The sequence below is a fragment of the Campylobacter sp. IFREMER_LSEM_CL1085 genome (genome assembly GCF_025772235.1).
Classification (GTDB): Bacteria; Campylobacterota; Campylobacteria; order Campylobacterales; family Campylobacteraceae; genus Campylobacter_D; species Campylobacter_D lari_D.
Window position 1 is genome coordinate 22,280 of record NZ_JAKMRU010000011.1, and the last position, 15,551, is coordinate 37,830.

Sequence of the window (15,551 nt, forward strand, 5' to 3'; positions counted from 1 at the left end):
TTCTAATCATCAAATTTTTGTCCTAAGAAATTTCCATTTATATCAGTATAAATTTCCATCATATTATTAAGTTTAAATTTATAACCTTGAATTTCTTTTTCAACTTTAATTATGCTTGCATTTGGGTGCATTTTTTTAATCGTTGCTAAAACATTTGGACTTAAAAAAGAAGTATCAATTGGTCTGTATTTTGCATCGATTTCTTTCCAATCTCCATTGATAAAAAACTCAAGCTCAGTTCCATTGTCTAAATAAACATCAAAGCTATCAATATCTTGTTTAACTAAAGCAATGTTTGAACCTGTAAAATGTTTTTGTATGAAATTTTTAGAATTTGCTGGTAAAGCATTAACTCCTACAATCATATCTTGTGCAAAAACAAAACCTGCAGTAACTAATGTTGCTAAAGCTATTTTTAATTTCATTTTTTATCCTTTATGTTGAATTATTTATGAAATCATATTGCTATTGAGTGAATTTTGTGTGAACTTAAAAGAAATAGCAAGTATTTAATTGTATAATGATAAAAAAGTTTTTTAAAAGGATAAATAATGTATAGGTTTGCACCATCGCCTACTGGAGATATGCATATTGGAAATTTAAGAGCAGCTTTATTTAATTATATTAAAGCAAGACAAGAAAATTCTGATTTTATTTTGCGTATTGAAGATACGGATAATGCTAGAAATATAGCTGGAAAAGAAGAAGAAATAAAAGCTATTTTAAAAGAATTTGGTATAACTTGGCAGCATTATTATGTACAAAGTGAGAATTTGAAATTTCATCGTCAAATGGCTTTAAAGCTAGTAAGTGAAAAAAAAGCTTTTGCTTGTTTTTGCACTGAGGATGAATTAGCTCATAAAAAAGAACTAGCTAAAAGTAAAAATCAAGCATATAGATACGATGGTACTTGTGAAAAACTTGCAGATATTGATGTATTAAATTGTGAAAAACCTTTCGTAATCCGTCTTAAAAAACCTCAATCGCAAATGAAATTTATAGACTATATTAAAGGTGAGATTAGTTTTAATCCTGAAGATATTGATAGTTTTGTAATTATGAGGGCTGATAAAACCCCAACTTATAATTTTGCTTGTGCGGTTGATGATATGCTAGAAGGTGTTACTTGTATTATAAGGGGCGAAGATCATGTTTCAAATACTCCTAAGCAAGAACATATTAGAGCAAGTTTGGGTTATGATAAAAGCATGACTTATGTACATTTGCCTATCATTTTAAATGAAGAAGGTGTTAAAATGAGCAAAAGAGAGGCTCATTCTAGTGTAAAATGGATGCTTGATAATGGATATTTAGCAAGTGCTATTGCAAATTATTTAATCCTTCTAGGTAATAAAACTCTAAAAGAGATTTTTACTTTAGAAGAAGCCATAGAATGGTTTGATTTGAAAAAAGTTTCAAAATCTCCTGCAAGATTTGATACTAAGCGTTTAATGCAAATTAACCGTGAGCATATAAAAATGCTTGATAATGATAAATTAAATTCTTTATTAAATTTAGGCAAAGATGTAGCTGAGCTTGCAAAATTTTATACTCAAGAAGCTAGCACGCTAAATGAGATAAGAGAAAAAATACAAGCAATTTTTGCAGTTAAAAATTATAATGAATTTGAAAAAGAATGTAAGTTGATTAAAGAAGTTTTAAAAGATTTAGATCTACCTCAAGAATATGATGAGTTTAAAAAGATTTTGATGGAAAAAACAAATTTAAAAGGTAAAAATTTCTTTATGCCTTTGCGTTTGGTATTAACAGGAGTTACTCACGGACCTGAAATGAGTGAAATTTATACTCTAATCAAGCCTTTTGTTAAAGAAATTATAAAGGAGTAAAATGGGAGTTGGAACAAGTTTGATTGTATCTTTGGTGCAAATTTTTTCTTTAGTTATTGAAATTTATGTATGGATTATAATCATTGCAGCATTGATTTCTTGGGTAAGGCCTGATCCATATAATCCTATAGTGCAAATTTTATATCGTTTAACTAATCCTGCTTATGCTTTTGTAAGAAGGTTTATTCCTACTACTATAGGGAGTATTGATTTAGCACCTTTGATTATTATTTTAGGATTAAAATTTATCCAAATATTTTTATCAAATTTAATTTTAGGAAGTTTATAAGTGTTGAAAAAAAGTGTAGTGTTACTTTTAGCTGGAGTGGTTTTTGCAAATAGTGCAATGTATTCTTATAAAGAATTAGAGCAAAGACCAAATTCTTTAGCTAAGGATTATTATTTATATCGTTTATTAGAAAAAAATGAATTTAAAAAAGAAGAAGTTGAAGGTTTAAAAGAACATATTTATCGTTATGCAGGGCGTATTAAAAATGCCATTGAAGCCATTATTCCGCCTTTGGGGTATAATAAAGAATATGAAGCTTGTTATAAATTTAATACGCAAAATATCTTAGATGCTAATGCTACTTGTCAGCTTATAAGATTAAATAGTTTAACTTTTATACAAGATCTTAATGCTTCAGTGCGTAATGAGATGAAAAAAAATATCCCACAGGATAATCCAAATTTAACAAAACTTTTAGAAGCTTTTGATGCTAAAGATCCTCTAAGTTATGCGGTTTTAAATTATGATAGTGCTAATTTTTATAAAATCTATAATTTCTTAAAAGATAAAAAAGATTTTTTCTTAGAAAAAGATTTTGTAAATGAATTAGCTAAAGAAAAAGAATTTACAAATTTTGTAAAAGAAATTATCATTAAGAAAAAAAGTCCATTGATAAGAAAATCTCTAGTCAATGTAGATGCAAATTTAACTTTTCAAGATAATGCTTTTTATCTAGGTGTAAATGCTATTTTAGAAAATGACGATAAAAAAGCATTGGAATTTTTTCAAGTAGCAAAAGATACTTTTAAAAGCAAACCTTTGGCAGATAATGCAAATTTTTGGCTATATTTGATCACTCAAGATAAAAAGTACATTGATGAGCTTGCTCAAAGTGATTCTTTAAATATTTATAGTCTTTATGCAAGAGAGTTAAAAGGCTTGCCTTTACCTAAAATAGAAGAATTAAAGCCAAAAAAACAAAAAAATAATTTTGATATGAAAGATCCTTTTGCTTGGCAAAAGCTCGCAAAAGAAATTGCAAAAGGTACTCCTAATGAGCTAGAAAAACTTGCAAAAGATTTTTATACCAAGGAAAATATCGCTATTTATGCCTATATTAAAGAAAGGGCCGAAGGTTTTAAAAAACATTATTTTATTATGCCTTATTTTGAATATTTAAAAGATTATTCTACACAAAGAAAAGCTATGATTTTAGCTTTAGCTAGACAAGAAAGTCGTTTTATACCAACAGCCATTTCAACTTCTTATGCTTTGGGTATTATGCAATTTATCCCATTTTTAGCTAATCATATAGGCAATAAAGAACTGCAAATTCCAAATTTTGATCAAGATATGCTTTTTGAACCAAAAACAGCTTATACTTTTGCAAATCATCATTTAGATTATTTAGAATCTAAACTTAATTCCCCGGTTTTTGTGGCTTATGCTTATAATGGAGGTATAGGATTTACCACTAGAATGCTCAAAAGAGAAGATATGTTTAGAGCGGGAAAATATGAGCCATTTTTATCAATGGAGCTTGTTCCTTATGCAGAAAGCAGGGTATATGCTAAGAAAGTTTTAGCTAATTATGTTGTTTATTTGCATCTTCTGAACGATAATACACCGATTTCGAAATTTTTTGAAACTTTAGCTCAAAACACTGATTCTCAAAACACAAATCAAGTTTTAAAATAGGTTTTTGCACTAATTCATTAAGAGTGATTTTGTAATAACTTGCATAATCACTCTTAATGATATATTTAAATAATTTATCATTTTGATCTAAGGTTTTTATATTAGTTTTTTCTCCATCTATGAGTATTGAAATTTGCTCTTGCTTGATGTTGATATTTGGCAAAAAACTAAGTACAAAAACTTCTTTTTGACTTTTTTCATCTAATACAGGGTTTAAATAGCTCAATAAAGCAACTACTCTATTATCTTTATAATTAAAATTAATTTTTTGTGCATACATTAGAGTTTGGCTTTTTAAATTAATTTCACTTTGCTCTTGGGTTTTATTAGAGCATGCGGTAAAAATAAGTGTTAAAAAAATAATCATATAAACTTTTTTCATATTTTTGTTCCTAATTTTTTTATAATTATAAGCTTTTAACTTTTAAAAAGATATAATTTCATTTATTTTATTTGATTTAAGGAAGTTATGAAAAGATTAGCAATGGCTTTTAGCGGGCCTTCCAATTCAGGTAAAACGACTTTGATTACTCAAGTTGCTAAGTATTTTATGGAACAAAATTATAAAGTATGCATTATAAAACACGATCCAAAAGATAAAGCAAGCTTTGATATAGCAAAAAAAGATAGTTTTAAATTTTTTCAAAGTGGTGCTGATGTAATGGTTTTAAGTCCTACAAGGACAACTTTATTTACACATTCTCCAAGTACTTTAGATGAAGCTATTTCTAAGCTAGGAGAATTTGATTTTTTACTTATAGAGGGCTTAAAAACCTTAGATATGCCAAGAATTAGCGTTTTTTGTAAAGAAGTAGATGAGAGCTATTTTGCTTATTCTAAGGCTATTGCAAGCTATGAGAAAATTGAAAATAAAAATTTAACTTGGCTTTATTTGGATGATTTGGAAAGTATTTGTGATTTTATATTAAAAAATTCAAAAAAAGTATAGAGGTAAAATATGCAAGAATTAATTGACGATATACAAAAAGCAGTGATTGAAATTTCAAAAGAACTTAGATATTTAAAAGATTTTGATTATACCACTTCTCAAAATGCCACAGGAGATAATCAATTAAAACTTGATGTAAAAAGCGATGAGATTATCACTAGAATTTTAAAGCAAAGCAAAGGTTTAAAAAGCTTAATTAGCGAGGAAAAACAAGAGCAATTGCTAATCAATGAAAATGAAAAATATGTTGTTGCTTATGATCCTTTAGATGGTTCTTCTTTAGTAGATGTGAATTTTGCTATAGGTTCTATTTTTGCTATTTATGAGCAAAAGGCTAGTGCAAAAAATCTAAAAGCAGCAATTTATGCTATTTATGGCGTGCGTTTAGAGCTTATAGTGTGTATAGACACTCCTAAGCTTTATAGATTAAACGAAAAAGATGAATTTGTTTTTGTTAAGGATTTAAAATTAAACGAAAAAGGCAAATTAAATGCAAGCGGTGGGACACAAAAAAATTGGTCAAATACTCATAGAGCCTTTATAAAAGCTTTATTTGATGAGGGTTATCGCTTGAGATATTCTGGTGCTATGGTGAGTGATTTGCACCAAATTTTACTCAAAGGTGGAGGGTTGTTTTCATATCCTGCAACAAGCGATGCACCAAATGGAAAATTAAGAGCATATTTTGAGGTGTTTCCTTTTGCTTTTATTTTTGAAAAAGCAGGAGGATTTTCTACCAATGGAGAAAATGATTCTTTACTTGATTTAGAATTTGAAAAAATTCATGCAAGTACGCCATGCTTTTTGGGTTCTAAATATGAAATTGAAAAACTAAAACAAGCTTATAAAGGTTTTTAATGGCTGAAGTTAAAGATGAATTTGAGTTGGCTTTAGAAGTTAAAAAAAATGAACTTCAAGCTTGTCAAAACGAAAAAAAAAGAAAATCTTGTTTACCTTGCTCTATGATTTTTGAGTGCTCTTTAAGAAAAGAGTATATAGAAGCAGTTTATAAGAGTATGTCTAAAGGTAAAGAAGGTGGATTTGATTTTTAATAAAGGTTGAAAATGCGTTATATTACTACCCCGATATATTATGTAAATGATGTGGCTCATATTGGTCATGCTTACACTACGATTATAGCAGATACTTTGGCTAGATTTTATCGCTTACAAGGAGAAAAAACATTCTTTTTAACAGGCACAGATGAACATGGTCAAAAAATAGAGCAAGCTGCTAGCGTTAGAAATTTTACTCCTAAAGAATATGCAGATGAAATTAGTGCTAAGTTTAAAAAACTTTGGGATGAGTTTGAAATTTCTTATGATTATTTCATTAGAACTACGGATGAAAATCACAAATTAAGCGTTCAAAAAGCATTTAAAAAAATGTATGATAAAGGTGATATTTACAAAGGCACTTATGAAGGCTTTTATTGTGTTTCTTGTGAGAGTTATTTTACTCAAACTCAACTTATAAATGAGTGTCATTGTCCAGATTGTGGTAAGAAAACACAGCTTTTAAAAGAAGAAAGTTATTTTTTCAAGCTTTCTAAATATCAAGATCAAATTCTTAAATGGTACAAAGAAAAAGAGCCGATTTTACCCAAAAATAAGGCTAATGAGTTGATTTATTTTGTAGAAGGTGGCTTAAAAGATCTTTCCATTACAAGAACGAGTTTTGAATGGGGTATAAAGCTTCCAAAAGAACTAAATGATGAAAAACATGTGGTGTATGTTTGGCTTGATGCTTTGATGAATTATGTGAGTGCTTTGGGCTATGGACTTGATGATGAAAATATGGATCTTTGGCCTGCTTATATACACTTTGTAGGCAAAGATATTTTGCGTTTTCATGCAGTGTATTGGCCTGCGTTTTTGATGAGTTTAGAACTTCCTTTACCTAAATTTATAGCAGCACATGGTTGGTGGACTAAAGATGGTGAAAAAATGAGCAAATCTAAAGGTAATGTAGTAGCGCCTAAAGAAGTAGCAGATACTTTTGGTTTAGAGGCTTTTAGATATTTTTTACTCAGAGAAGTTCCTTTTGGTAATGATGGAGATTTTTCGCAAAAAGCATTAATCACTAGAATCAATGCAGAATTAAGCAATGAGCTTGGAAATTTATTAAATAGAATTATCGGTATGAGTGCTAAGTATTCTCAAAATATTATTGAGTGTAAAGATGTGAATTTGTATTTTAATCAAGAATTAAATGAATGCAAAGAGTATTTAGATAATGCAATCAATGCTTTGGAAAATATCCAGCCAAATCGCTATTTAGAGGAACTTTTCAAGGCTTTATCTTTAGCAAATTTAAGTATTAGTAAATATGAGCCTTGGAATTTGATTAAAAATAATCAAACGCAAAAAGCTAATGCTTTAGTGGCTTTATGTGCTAATATTTTAACAAAAGCAACTATTTTACTTTCAGCTGCTATGCCAAAGACAGCATTAAAAATTGCAAAGGCTTTAAATTTTGAAATATCAAACGAAAATTATCAAAAACTAATTTTAAATAATCAATTATGTGATTTAAAATCAAGTGCATGTGAAGCTTTGTTTCCAAAAGTTGAATTAACCCAAGAAAACAAAAAAGAAGAAAAATTAGAAGAGAAGCCAAATTTAGCTCAAATTAAAATAGATGATTTTAAAAAAATCGAAATCAAAGTAGCATCAGTAAAAGATTGTCAGAATATAGAAGGCAGTGAAAAGCTTTTAAAATTTCAACTTGAACTTGAAAATGGCGAACTAAGACAAGTACTTTCAGGTATTGCTAAATTTTATAAAGCTAGTGAGTTAATAGGCAAGCAAGTTTGCGTAATTACAAATCTAAAAAAAGCTAAAATTTTTGGTCATGAAAGCCAAGGTATGATTTTAAGTGCTCAAAAAGATGAAAAATTAGTTTTGATAAGCCCGCAAGGCTTTATCGAAAATGGAGCTTTAATAGGCTAGATGAATATTTCTAACTTTATCGAACTTATTAATGCTCGAGTTTTAAATTATGGAGCAACTTCTAGTGTTTATGATTTTAGTATAGATTTAAACAAAGTCAAACAAGCAAGTGTATTTTTTGCTAAGAATAATGAACAAGCTAGTTTTGCTATAAAACTTGGAGCATATGTTATAGTAAGTGAGGAAAGATTAAAACTTGAAGATAAAGATGTGTTTTATCTTCAAGTTGATGATTTAGAAGCAACTATTTTTAGACTTTTTAGATTTTTAAGTGAAGAAAAATCTTATGAATTTATATATTGCAATCATGTAGAATTAAAATTTGCAAAGGCATTTAATTTTAAAGTCTTAAACTCAAATATTTTATTAGATTTTGATCTTTTAAAAAATTCAAAAGAAAAAACTTTCTTTTGCTCTGATGATGAAAAATTTATTTTAAAACTTAAATCAAATTTTCATACTTTAAAAGCATGTAAATACGAAATTTTAGGCTCTAAATCTTTATTTCAAACGAGTTTGCTTTGTAAAAATTTGTATTTTAAAGATTTAAAATTTGCATTTTTTTATGCAGATATTTTTGCTAGATTTATTGATTTTGCTGAAAAGCAAAATCTATCTTTTAATTTTAATGAAAAAAAGTTAGATCTTTTTAAGGCATATTTTTTAAACTCAAAAAATGAAATTTGTGCTTTTGGTGGAAGTTCTAGAGTAATTTTACTTGTGGAAAACGAAAAAGATTTTGAATTTATATGCCAAAAGCTCCAAGGCGTTAAAGATTTCAAAATAGCATTAAAAAATTCATTATTTTGTGATTTTTCTTATATAAATTTGAGTGAATTAAAGAATTTTTTTGATTTTAAATATTGCCTAATCAAAGAAAGCGAAGAAGAGTTTTTGGAGTATTTTTTAGCACGAGAGAAAAAAATTAGTTTATTTGATTAAAAAAATATCAACTTTAAAAAGATATATTTACGATTTTATTTTATTAATTTAAGGAAAAAATATGAAAAAATTTTTATTTTTAAGTTTATTTGCTGCAGCTGCATTAAATGCTGAAATTTTAGTTTATGGTCCAGGTGGTCCTGCTCCTGTTTTGAAAGAGCTTGCTAAGCAATTTGAAGAAAAACATGGAGAAAAAGTTATTATTAATGCAGGACCAACACCTAAATGGATAAAAAAAGCAAAAACAGATGCTGATATTATTTATTCAGGTAATACTTCTATGATGGATGGTTTTGTTAAAGCAATGCCAAAACAAATCAAAATACAAGATGTTCAAGTTTTAAATGCTAGAGGCTCGGGTATGATTGTGAGAGCAAATAATCCAAAAAAAATTAAAAAATTTGAAGATCTTTTAAAAGATGGTGTTAATGTTATGGTGGTTGATGGAGCAGGGCAGGTTGGCTTATATGAGGATATGGCTTTAAAAACAGGAAAAATTGAAAACCTAGAAAAATTAAGAAAAAACATTAAAGTATATGCTAAAAATTCAAAAGCAGCGGTTGATGAGTGGAAAAATAATCAAAATATCGATGCTTTAATCATTTGGACACATTGGATTAAAGCAGTTGGAGAGAAAGAAAATAAATTTATTTTAGCGGATAAAAATTCAATCATTTACAGAGCGGCTGAAATAGTTCCAACGCAAAAAGGTTTAAAAAATCCAAAAGTAGCTGAATTCATCAAATTTACACAAAGTAAAGAAGCTCAAAAAATTTGGAAAAAAGAAGGTTGGGTAGTTAAATAAAAATCAAAGCATTTTACAAAAAGTAAAATGCTTTTATAGTATTATTTTTCGTTGATTTCTGCTTCGATGCTAATTTGTACTTCATCGCTAAGTGTTAAGCTAGAAGTATCAGGAGCAAATTTGAAATCACTTCTTTTAATTTGTCCTTGTAGAGTAAAACCTGCTTTTTCTTTGCCACTATCTGTTTTAATAACGCCGCCAATTTCAGTATCTAAAACAACATCTTTGCTTACTCCAGCAATGCTTAATGAGCCATACATTTTACCTTTTTCATTAGAGATTTTTTCATATTTACTCATAGTAAAAGTAATGTTTGGATGAGTTTTTGCTTTAAAAAAATCATCTTGTTGTAAATGCGCATCTCTTGCTTTATTTTCTGTGTTTATAGAAGCAACTTTTATATTTGCTTGAAGTTTGTTAAATTCAAATTTAGCACTATCAAAATCAATTACTGCATCATAATCTTTAAAATTTCCATTTACATTGCTAATTTGTAAATGTTTGATTTTAAAAGCTACATTTGTGTGTGCTTTATCTAAGCTAAATTCTTTACTCAAAGCACTACTTGCCAAAATCGAAGCAGCTAAAAATGAACCAAATAATATTTTTTTCATGTTTTCTCCTTAATGTTTAAAAAAGCAAATTATACAAACTAAAATAAAATGAAAGTAAATTTTTAAACATATTCTATAAAATCTTTTACATTAGCCTCTTTAAAGCCTTTTAGTCTTAATAAACAACTATCACATTTACCACAAGCTTTATCTTCTCTTTCATAGCAAGACCAAGTATATTCTAAGGCTACCTTTTCTTTTAGGGCTAATTCAACTATTTGTCCTTTACTTAGATGAACTAACGGGGTTTTTATTTGTACTTTGCAAGTTTTTGTTGTTCCTTCATTGATAAATTCATTGGCTTTTTGTATAAATTTCGCACTGCAATCAGGATAACCACTGCTATCTTCTTGTACCACTCCTATAAAAATACTTTCACAATTTTCCTTTTCAGCTATAGCACCTGCGATAGATAAAAAAATACCATTTCTAAAAGGAACATAGGTATTTGGGACTTCTTTTTCATGTAGTTTTTCTTTGGGAATTTCTAAATTTAAATCTGTTAGTGAGTTTCCTCCAATATTTGCTATAAATGACACATCTAAAATATATTTTGTTTTTATGTTAAGTTTTTCACAAATTTTATTAAAACATTCCCTTTCTTTAAGCATGGTGCGTTGGTTATAGTCAAAATGTAAAGCAATGATCTCATATCCTTCTTTTTTAGCTAAATATGCACATAAAGTACTATCCATACCACCACTTATAATACAAAGAGCTTTTTTCATGCTTTTCCTTAATTTTGATATAATTTGAAATTATAAAATCAAAAGGATAATAATGATTTTTTGTGAAGAAGAAATGGATATTTCTTTTCTTGAAAAAATAGCCCAGAAAATGAGCGATCAAAATATAGAGCTTGTTTTGGTAGATGAAAGAGTTATGCGTGAGATTAATTTTAGTCAAAGAGGTATAGATAAAACTACAGATGTGTTATCTTTTCCTTTGATACAAAATTGTGAAAATTTACTTGGCAGTATTGTGATAAATTTAGATGAAGTAAGTAAAAAAGCAATGGAGTATAAACACAGTAATGAAGAAGAGATGGCATTACTTTTTATACATGCTATGCTTCATTTACAAGGATATGATCATGAGGTAGATCAAGGACAAATGAGACAAAAAGAACAAGAATGGATTGAATATTTTAAGCTACCAAAAAGCCTGATAGTAAGAGTGCAAGAGGAGTAAATATTTAAAAAATTTTAGCTTATGTGTGAGTTATATACCTATAATGAAAATACATTTATACTAAATATTTTAGGAAAAATTTGATATTTGTTTATCTAGTTTGACAAAGAGTAGTACTAATTATGATTTTGTCCAAACAAAGTAAAATCAATATTTAAGGTGAGAAAATCAATACGGAGCCTATGATAAAGCTCCTTATTCTGCCGGAGCAATTGAAATTTTTATAAGTTTTGATAAGGGTTAAAGCCTTTTTAGAAGAAAATTTAAAACTTGCTTATTTGATCTTAAACAATTTTAATCGTCAAATTTTTGTCTTAAAATAGTCCCATTATCATCAATATAAAGTTTCATTTGATTATTAAGTTCTATTTTGTAATATGAAATTTTTCTTTCTATTTCAATAATCGCTGCATTTGGATAGGTATTTTTAATGGTATTTTGTATTGCTAAAGGCAAAATAGCATAATTTAAAGATCTGAAATTTTCAGCTTCTTTAAATTCTCCATTGAGTGAAAACTCAATTTCACTTCCATCACTTAAATAAATTTCGTAAGAATATCCATCTTGTTCTACTAGACCAATCTCTGCATTAAAGTAATCTTTAATAAACTGTTTGATATTTACCGGCAAAGAATCAGGTGCTATGACTATACCAGCATTAAGAGTATTTAAACTAATCAAAAAAGCTAAAGCTAGTTTTTTCATTTTTAACCTTATTATATTTTTGACGATATTGTATCTTATTAATGTGAATTTTATGTGTAAGCTAGAATTTAAATAGCTTTTTGTTATAATTATCAAAAATACAAAGTAGGGCAATGGTAGCTTCATTTTTAATCGCTTTTAATGTTATTGTATTTATTTTTGTAAATTATCTTTATTTTGGTTCTTTAAATTTAGATACTATTTTGGGTTTAAATTTATTTTTTTTTCAAGGATTTTACTGGCAAATTTTAAGCTCAATATTTATGCATGGAAATTGGCCTCATTTGATTTTAAATATGATAGTGCTTTTTCAATTTGGTTCTATGCTTGAAAAATACTTAAAAAGTTTTAAATTTGCCCTGCTTTATTTAATCGGTGGAATTCTTTGCTCTTTGCTTAGTGCTTTTTATGTGTATTTAAGTTTTGATGGTAGTTTTGTAAATGTAGTGGGTGCAAGTGGTGCTATATGTGTTTTAATGGGGTATTATGCATATTTGGATAAAACCGCCACCAAAGGACTTATTGTGGCTATATTGTTAATGAGTTTTGTGCCTATTTTTATGGGTGTTAATATAGCTTGGTATGCACATATTTTTGGCTTTATATGTGGATATGCTTTGGGTAAATTTAAGGTTATAAGATGAAATATATCTATTTTATTCGTCATGCTAAAGCTCAAAAAGAAAATTACGATCAAGATTTACAACGAGAACTTAGTTCTAGTGGAAAAGATGATTTAAAAACTATGATTTATAGGATTAAGGATTTAGAATTTAAAGCTCAAAGCATTATCTCAAGTCCTGCTAAGCGCTGTATAAAAACAGCACAAAAACTCTGCAAAAGCTTTTCTTTAAAAGAAAAAGATATCAAGATAGAAAAAAGCTTTTATGATGGTAATTTAAAGGATGTGTTAAATTTTATAAAAGAATCAAAAGAGAGTAGGGTAGTGCTAATTATGCACAATCCTTTATTGCAAGAACTTTGTGAGTATCTAGCTCATATAGATTTAGAAAACTTTCCAACTTCTGCTATTTTATGTATGCAATTTGATATAAAAGAATTTAAAGATATAAAAGAACACAGCGGGGAAGTTGTGTTTTTTGATTATCCTAAAAGTCAAGAAAATAACTAATCTACATTTTTAAACTTCAAATTTATTTAAGCAAAAATATAAACTAAAATTTAGTTGAAATGAAAAATATACATCTTTAGTCTTTTATAGCTGCATAAAATAACTTATAATATTTTTCAAAAAATTATACTTATTTTTTTATGGATAAATTATTTTCATCCAAAAAATAAAATGCTTTAAAATACTATATTATAGGTATTTTTAAATATATTTTACTTATGTATAAACAGATAAATATAAAAGTTTGAAAATTATAGTTTTCAATACAAAATATATATAATTTCAATATTTTACTATTTATCATATAATTTTACATATATATTAAGTTTAAGTTAAAATATTTTTATAGACTAAAAAAGTTAAAATGATGAGTAAAAAAAAGAAATTAATACAAAAGTTTAACTTGTGTGGAGTTTTTGATTTTATTTGGATTTTTGAATTAATCTTGAAAGTTGTTTTGCTAAAAGTTTAGCACTATTTTCATTTTTGCTAAGTTTTTTCATATTTTCTCTAAATTCGTAAAGTCTTTTTTCTTGTGCAAAGTCGTTATTTAAAGTATTATCTTGTTTTGAAATATTGTTTTGTTTTACTTGCTTTTGCGCGGTTTTTTTCTTAAAAAACATATCATCACCCTATTTTGTTTTTATAATTATAGCTTGATATTTTTTAAGTAAGATTTTTTTATAATTTTTATATTAATTTTAAAAGGAAAAAAATTGAAAACCATAGGTTTAATAGGCGGAATGAGCTATGAAAGCACACTTAGTTATTATGAAATTATCAATAAATTAACAAATGAAAAATTAGGAAAATTACATAGTGCCAAGATAGTTTTAACTAGCGTTGATTTTGAAGAAATAGAAGAATGTCAACGAAAGAATGATTGGCAAAAAGCAAGTGAAATTTTAACCCAACATGCCCTACTTTTGCAAAAAAGTGGAGTTGATTTTATATTAATTTGCACTAATACTATGCATAAATGTTATGAAAATATACAAAAAAACATTCAAATTCCTATCTTACATATAGCTAAAGCTATGCTTTTAGAACTTCAAGAGCAAAATATCGATAAAGTGTTGTTATTAGGGACAAAATACACTATGCAAGAAGATTTTTATAAACAACTTTTAATTAACTCAAAGATTGAAGTTTTTATTCCCAAAAATGATGATATTTTAAAGCTTAATGACATTATTTTTAATGAACTTTGTAAAGGTATTATAAATGAAAAATCAAAAAGATATTTATGTGATTTGATTGCTCAATTTTCGGAGGTTCAAGGAGTGATTTTGGGTTGTACTGAACTTGGTTTGATTATAAAAGAAAACTCTAAAAAGCTATTTGATAGTGCATATATTCATGCAAAAATGGCTACTTTGAAAGCTTTGGAGAATGAGTGATGAAATATCCTCTAGATTGTGAAGAAAATTTTGAAAAGTCATTTTTATTTTGGCTTTGTAGATATGTGAAATTTAAACTTAATTCTTTATCAAATAAAGAATTAAAAGACCCTCAAGCCTTGGCTGTAGTAAATTTAGCCTTAAGTAAGGGTGTTAAAAATATACAAGAGCTTGATGCTTATGTAAAAAAAGCAAGAAATGCAGGACTTAGCGGTGTAAATACATATTTTAATCCTTTGAAAAAACTTTATGAGTATTTGTTATTTTATAAGCTTTATTCACTAAAACAAATCGATGAAGAGCTTTTAGTAGAAATTTTAGCAAGTATTAGTGCTTCTTTGTCTGATGCGAGTAAGAAAAACTACCGTATAGCTGTGATTAATTTTTTTGCATTTTTAGATAAACAAAATGAAGAAGATCAAAAAGCACACATTTTTGATATTAATCTTAAAAACTGGGCGGGTATAAGTGGTTCTAAGGGAGTTAAGCTACCTGAGTATATGAGTGAAGATGAAGTGAGTAAATTTTTAGATGCTATTGATAATACAGATTTTAAAAGTAATACCATACGCAATCGTTTGATTATTAAAATTATCATTTTTACAGGAATTAGGGTTAGTGAAGCTATTAATATAAAATTAAAAGATATTAGCGAAGAAAATGATCTTTATATTATACGCATTAGAGCTAAAGGTAATAAATACCGCGTTGTGATGATTAAAAAAGAGCTTATAGAACATCTTTTAAAAGATGTAAGGGTAAATTATCTTTCTTATGATGGACTTTTATTTGTCAATCGCAATGGCAAAGCCCTAACCCAAGCTTATGTTTCGCGTATAGTAGAACAAATTTTATTTAAAGCAGGAATTCGCAAGCAAAAAAACGGAGCTCATATGTTAAGACATACTTTTGCTACCCTACTTTATAAAAAACAAAAAGATTTAGTTTTAGTCCAAGAAGCACTAGGGCATGCGAGTTTAAATACTTCAAGAATTTATACGCACTTTGATAATGAAAAGCTAAAATTAGCTGCAGAGGTAGCCAAAAAACTTCACGATAGAACCTAGATAGTTTTATCTAGTATTTTT

Annotated in this window: 20 protein-coding genes; 14 read left to right on the plus strand and 6 right to left on the minus strand. The window is 27.4% G+C overall.

Going from position 1 to position 15,551, the window contains the following annotated elements; translation table 11 throughout:
- Window positions 1–2: 2 nt before the first annotated feature.
- Window positions 3–425 carry a PepSY-like domain-containing protein gene (locus tag L8W56_RS05660; RefSeq protein ID WP_263659680.1) on the minus strand — a complete coding sequence of 141 codons (423 nt, stop codon included), beginning with the start codon at window positions 423–425 and terminating at the stop codon, window positions 3–5.
- A 126-nt stretch (window positions 426–551) separates the two neighbouring features.
- Between L8W56_RS05660 and gltX the strand changes: the two genes are divergently transcribed.
- Genes gltX through L8W56_RS05675 form a run of 3 tightly spaced genes read left to right on the plus strand, consistent with a single transcriptional unit; the run spans window position 552 to window position 3,774 of the window.
- A complete protein-coding gene (gene gltX, locus L8W56_RS05665) occupies window positions 552–1,847 on the plus strand; it encodes a glutamate--tRNA ligase (RefSeq protein ID WP_263659681.1) in 1,296 nt (431 codons plus the stop codon).
- A gap of 1 nt (window position 1,848) precedes the next feature.
- On the plus strand, window positions 1,849–2,136 hold the full coding sequence (locus tag L8W56_RS05670; RefSeq protein WP_012661430.1) for a YggT family protein: 288 nt from the start codon (window positions 1,849–1,851) through the stop codon (window positions 2,134–2,136).
- Window positions 2,137–3,774, plus strand: coding sequence for a lytic transglycosylase domain-containing protein (locus L8W56_RS05675; RefSeq protein ID WP_263659682.1), 1,638 nt, complete (start codon window positions 2,137–2,139; stop codon window positions 3,772–3,774). It abuts the gene before it with no gap.
- On the opposite strand, the gene L8W56_RS05680 is transcribed toward L8W56_RS05675, so the two are convergent.
- A complete protein-coding gene (locus L8W56_RS05680; protein ID WP_133318928.1) occupies window positions 3,662–4,156 on the minus strand; it encodes a hypothetical protein in 495 nt (164 codons plus the stop codon). The two genes, L8W56_RS05675 and L8W56_RS05680, sit on opposite strands and share 113 nt — an antisense overlap.
- 87 nt (window positions 4,157–4,243) lie before the next feature.
- Here L8W56_RS05680 and mobB point away from each other — a divergent pair, with 87 nt between their 5' ends.
- From mobB to L8W56_RS05710, 6 genes are all read left to right on the plus strand, one after another.
- Window positions 4,244–4,723, plus strand: a complete 480-nt coding sequence (mobB, locus tag L8W56_RS05685; protein WP_133318927.1) for a molybdopterin-guanine dinucleotide biosynthesis protein B — start codon at window positions 4,244–4,246, stop codon at window positions 4,721–4,723.
- 9 nt (window positions 4,724–4,732) lie between these two features.
- Window positions 4,733–5,581 carry a class 1 fructose-bisphosphatase gene (locus L8W56_RS05690; protein WP_133318926.1) on the plus strand — a complete coding sequence of 283 codons (849 nt, stop codon included), beginning with the start codon at window positions 4,733–4,735 and terminating at the stop codon, window positions 5,579–5,581.
- Entirely contained in the window at window positions 5,581–5,775 is a 195-nt protein-coding gene (locus L8W56_RS05695) for a hypothetical protein (RefSeq protein WP_263659683.1), read from the plus strand. The genes L8W56_RS05690 and L8W56_RS05695 overlap by 1 nt, the downstream gene beginning before the upstream one ends.
- Before the next feature lie 12 nt (window positions 5,776–5,787).
- A complete protein-coding gene (gene metG / locus L8W56_RS05700) occupies window positions 5,788–7,674 on the plus strand; it encodes a methionine--tRNA ligase (protein ID WP_263659684.1) in 1,887 nt (628 codons plus the stop codon).
- The gene (locus L8W56_RS05705) at window positions 7,675–8,616 is read left to right on the plus strand and encodes a hypothetical protein (protein WP_263659685.1); all 942 of its coding nucleotides are present in this window, start codon (window positions 7,675–7,677) and stop codon (window positions 8,614–8,616) included. It abuts the gene before it with no gap.
- 61 nt (window positions 8,617–8,677) lie between these two features.
- Window positions 8,678–9,421 (plus strand): substrate-binding domain-containing protein, encoded by a 744-nt coding sequence (locus L8W56_RS05710; protein ID WP_263659686.1) that lies wholly within the window; start codon window positions 8,678–8,680, stop codon window positions 9,419–9,421.
- 41 nt (window positions 9,422–9,462) lie between these two features.
- Here L8W56_RS05710 and L8W56_RS05715 read toward each other — a convergent pair whose 3' ends face one another.
- Both L8W56_RS05715 and queC read right to left on the minus strand, forming a co-directional pair.
- On the minus strand, window positions 9,463–10,035 hold the full coding sequence (locus L8W56_RS05715; protein ID WP_133318921.1) for a YceI family protein: 573 nt from the start codon (window positions 10,033–10,035) through the stop codon (window positions 9,463–9,465).
- A 62-nt stretch (window positions 10,036–10,097) separates the two neighbouring features.
- On the minus strand, window positions 10,098–10,763 hold the full coding sequence (gene queC / locus L8W56_RS05720) for a 7-cyano-7-deazaguanine synthase QueC (RefSeq protein ID WP_263659687.1): 666 nt from the start codon (window positions 10,761–10,763) through the stop codon (window positions 10,098–10,100).
- Between the two features lie 52 nt (window positions 10,764–10,815).
- Between queC and ybeY the strand changes: the two genes are divergently transcribed.
- The gene (ybeY, locus tag L8W56_RS05725) at window positions 10,816–11,226 is read left to right on the plus strand and encodes an rRNA maturation RNase YbeY (protein WP_220566256.1); all 411 of its coding nucleotides are present in this window, start codon (window positions 10,816–10,818) and stop codon (window positions 11,224–11,226) included.
- 294 nt (window positions 11,227–11,520) lie between these two features.
- Here ybeY and L8W56_RS05730 read toward each other — a convergent pair whose 3' ends face one another.
- Complete coding sequence (locus L8W56_RS05730) at window positions 11,521–11,931, minus strand: PepSY-like domain-containing protein (protein WP_133318918.1); 411 nt, start codon at window positions 11,929–11,931, stop codon at window positions 11,521–11,523.
- A gap of 113 nt (window positions 11,932–12,044) precedes the next feature.
- Here L8W56_RS05730 and L8W56_RS05735 point away from each other — a divergent pair, with 113 nt between their 5' ends.
- Window positions 12,045–12,575: a rhomboid family intramembrane serine protease gene (locus L8W56_RS05735; protein ID WP_133318917.1), complete on the plus strand. Its 531-nt coding sequence runs from the start codon at window positions 12,045–12,047 to the stop codon at window positions 12,573–12,575.
- Window positions 12,572–13,063: a SixA phosphatase family protein gene (locus L8W56_RS05740; RefSeq protein WP_133318916.1), complete on the plus strand. Its 492-nt coding sequence runs from the start codon at window positions 12,572–12,574 to the stop codon at window positions 13,061–13,063. The genes L8W56_RS05735 and L8W56_RS05740 overlap by 4 nt, the downstream gene beginning before the upstream one ends.
- A 422-nt stretch (window positions 13,064–13,485) precedes the next feature.
- Here L8W56_RS05740 and L8W56_RS05745 read toward each other — a convergent pair whose 3' ends face one another.
- Window positions 13,486–13,686 (minus strand): molybdenum cofactor biosynthesis protein, encoded by a 201-nt coding sequence (locus L8W56_RS05745; RefSeq protein WP_133318915.1) that lies wholly within the window; start codon window positions 13,684–13,686, stop codon window positions 13,486–13,488.
- Between the two features lie 93 nt (window positions 13,687–13,779).
- Between L8W56_RS05745 and L8W56_RS05750 the strand changes: the two genes are divergently transcribed.
- Window positions 13,780–14,463, plus strand: a complete 684-nt coding sequence (locus L8W56_RS05750; RefSeq protein ID WP_263659688.1) for an aspartate/glutamate racemase family protein — start codon at window positions 13,780–13,782, stop codon at window positions 14,461–14,463.
- Window positions 14,463–15,530, plus strand: a complete 1,068-nt coding sequence (locus tag L8W56_RS05755; RefSeq protein WP_263659689.1) for a tyrosine-type recombinase/integrase — start codon at window positions 14,463–14,465, stop codon at window positions 15,528–15,530. The genes L8W56_RS05750 and L8W56_RS05755 overlap by 1 nt, the downstream gene beginning before the upstream one ends.
- Window positions 15,531–15,551 lie beyond the last annotated feature (21 nt).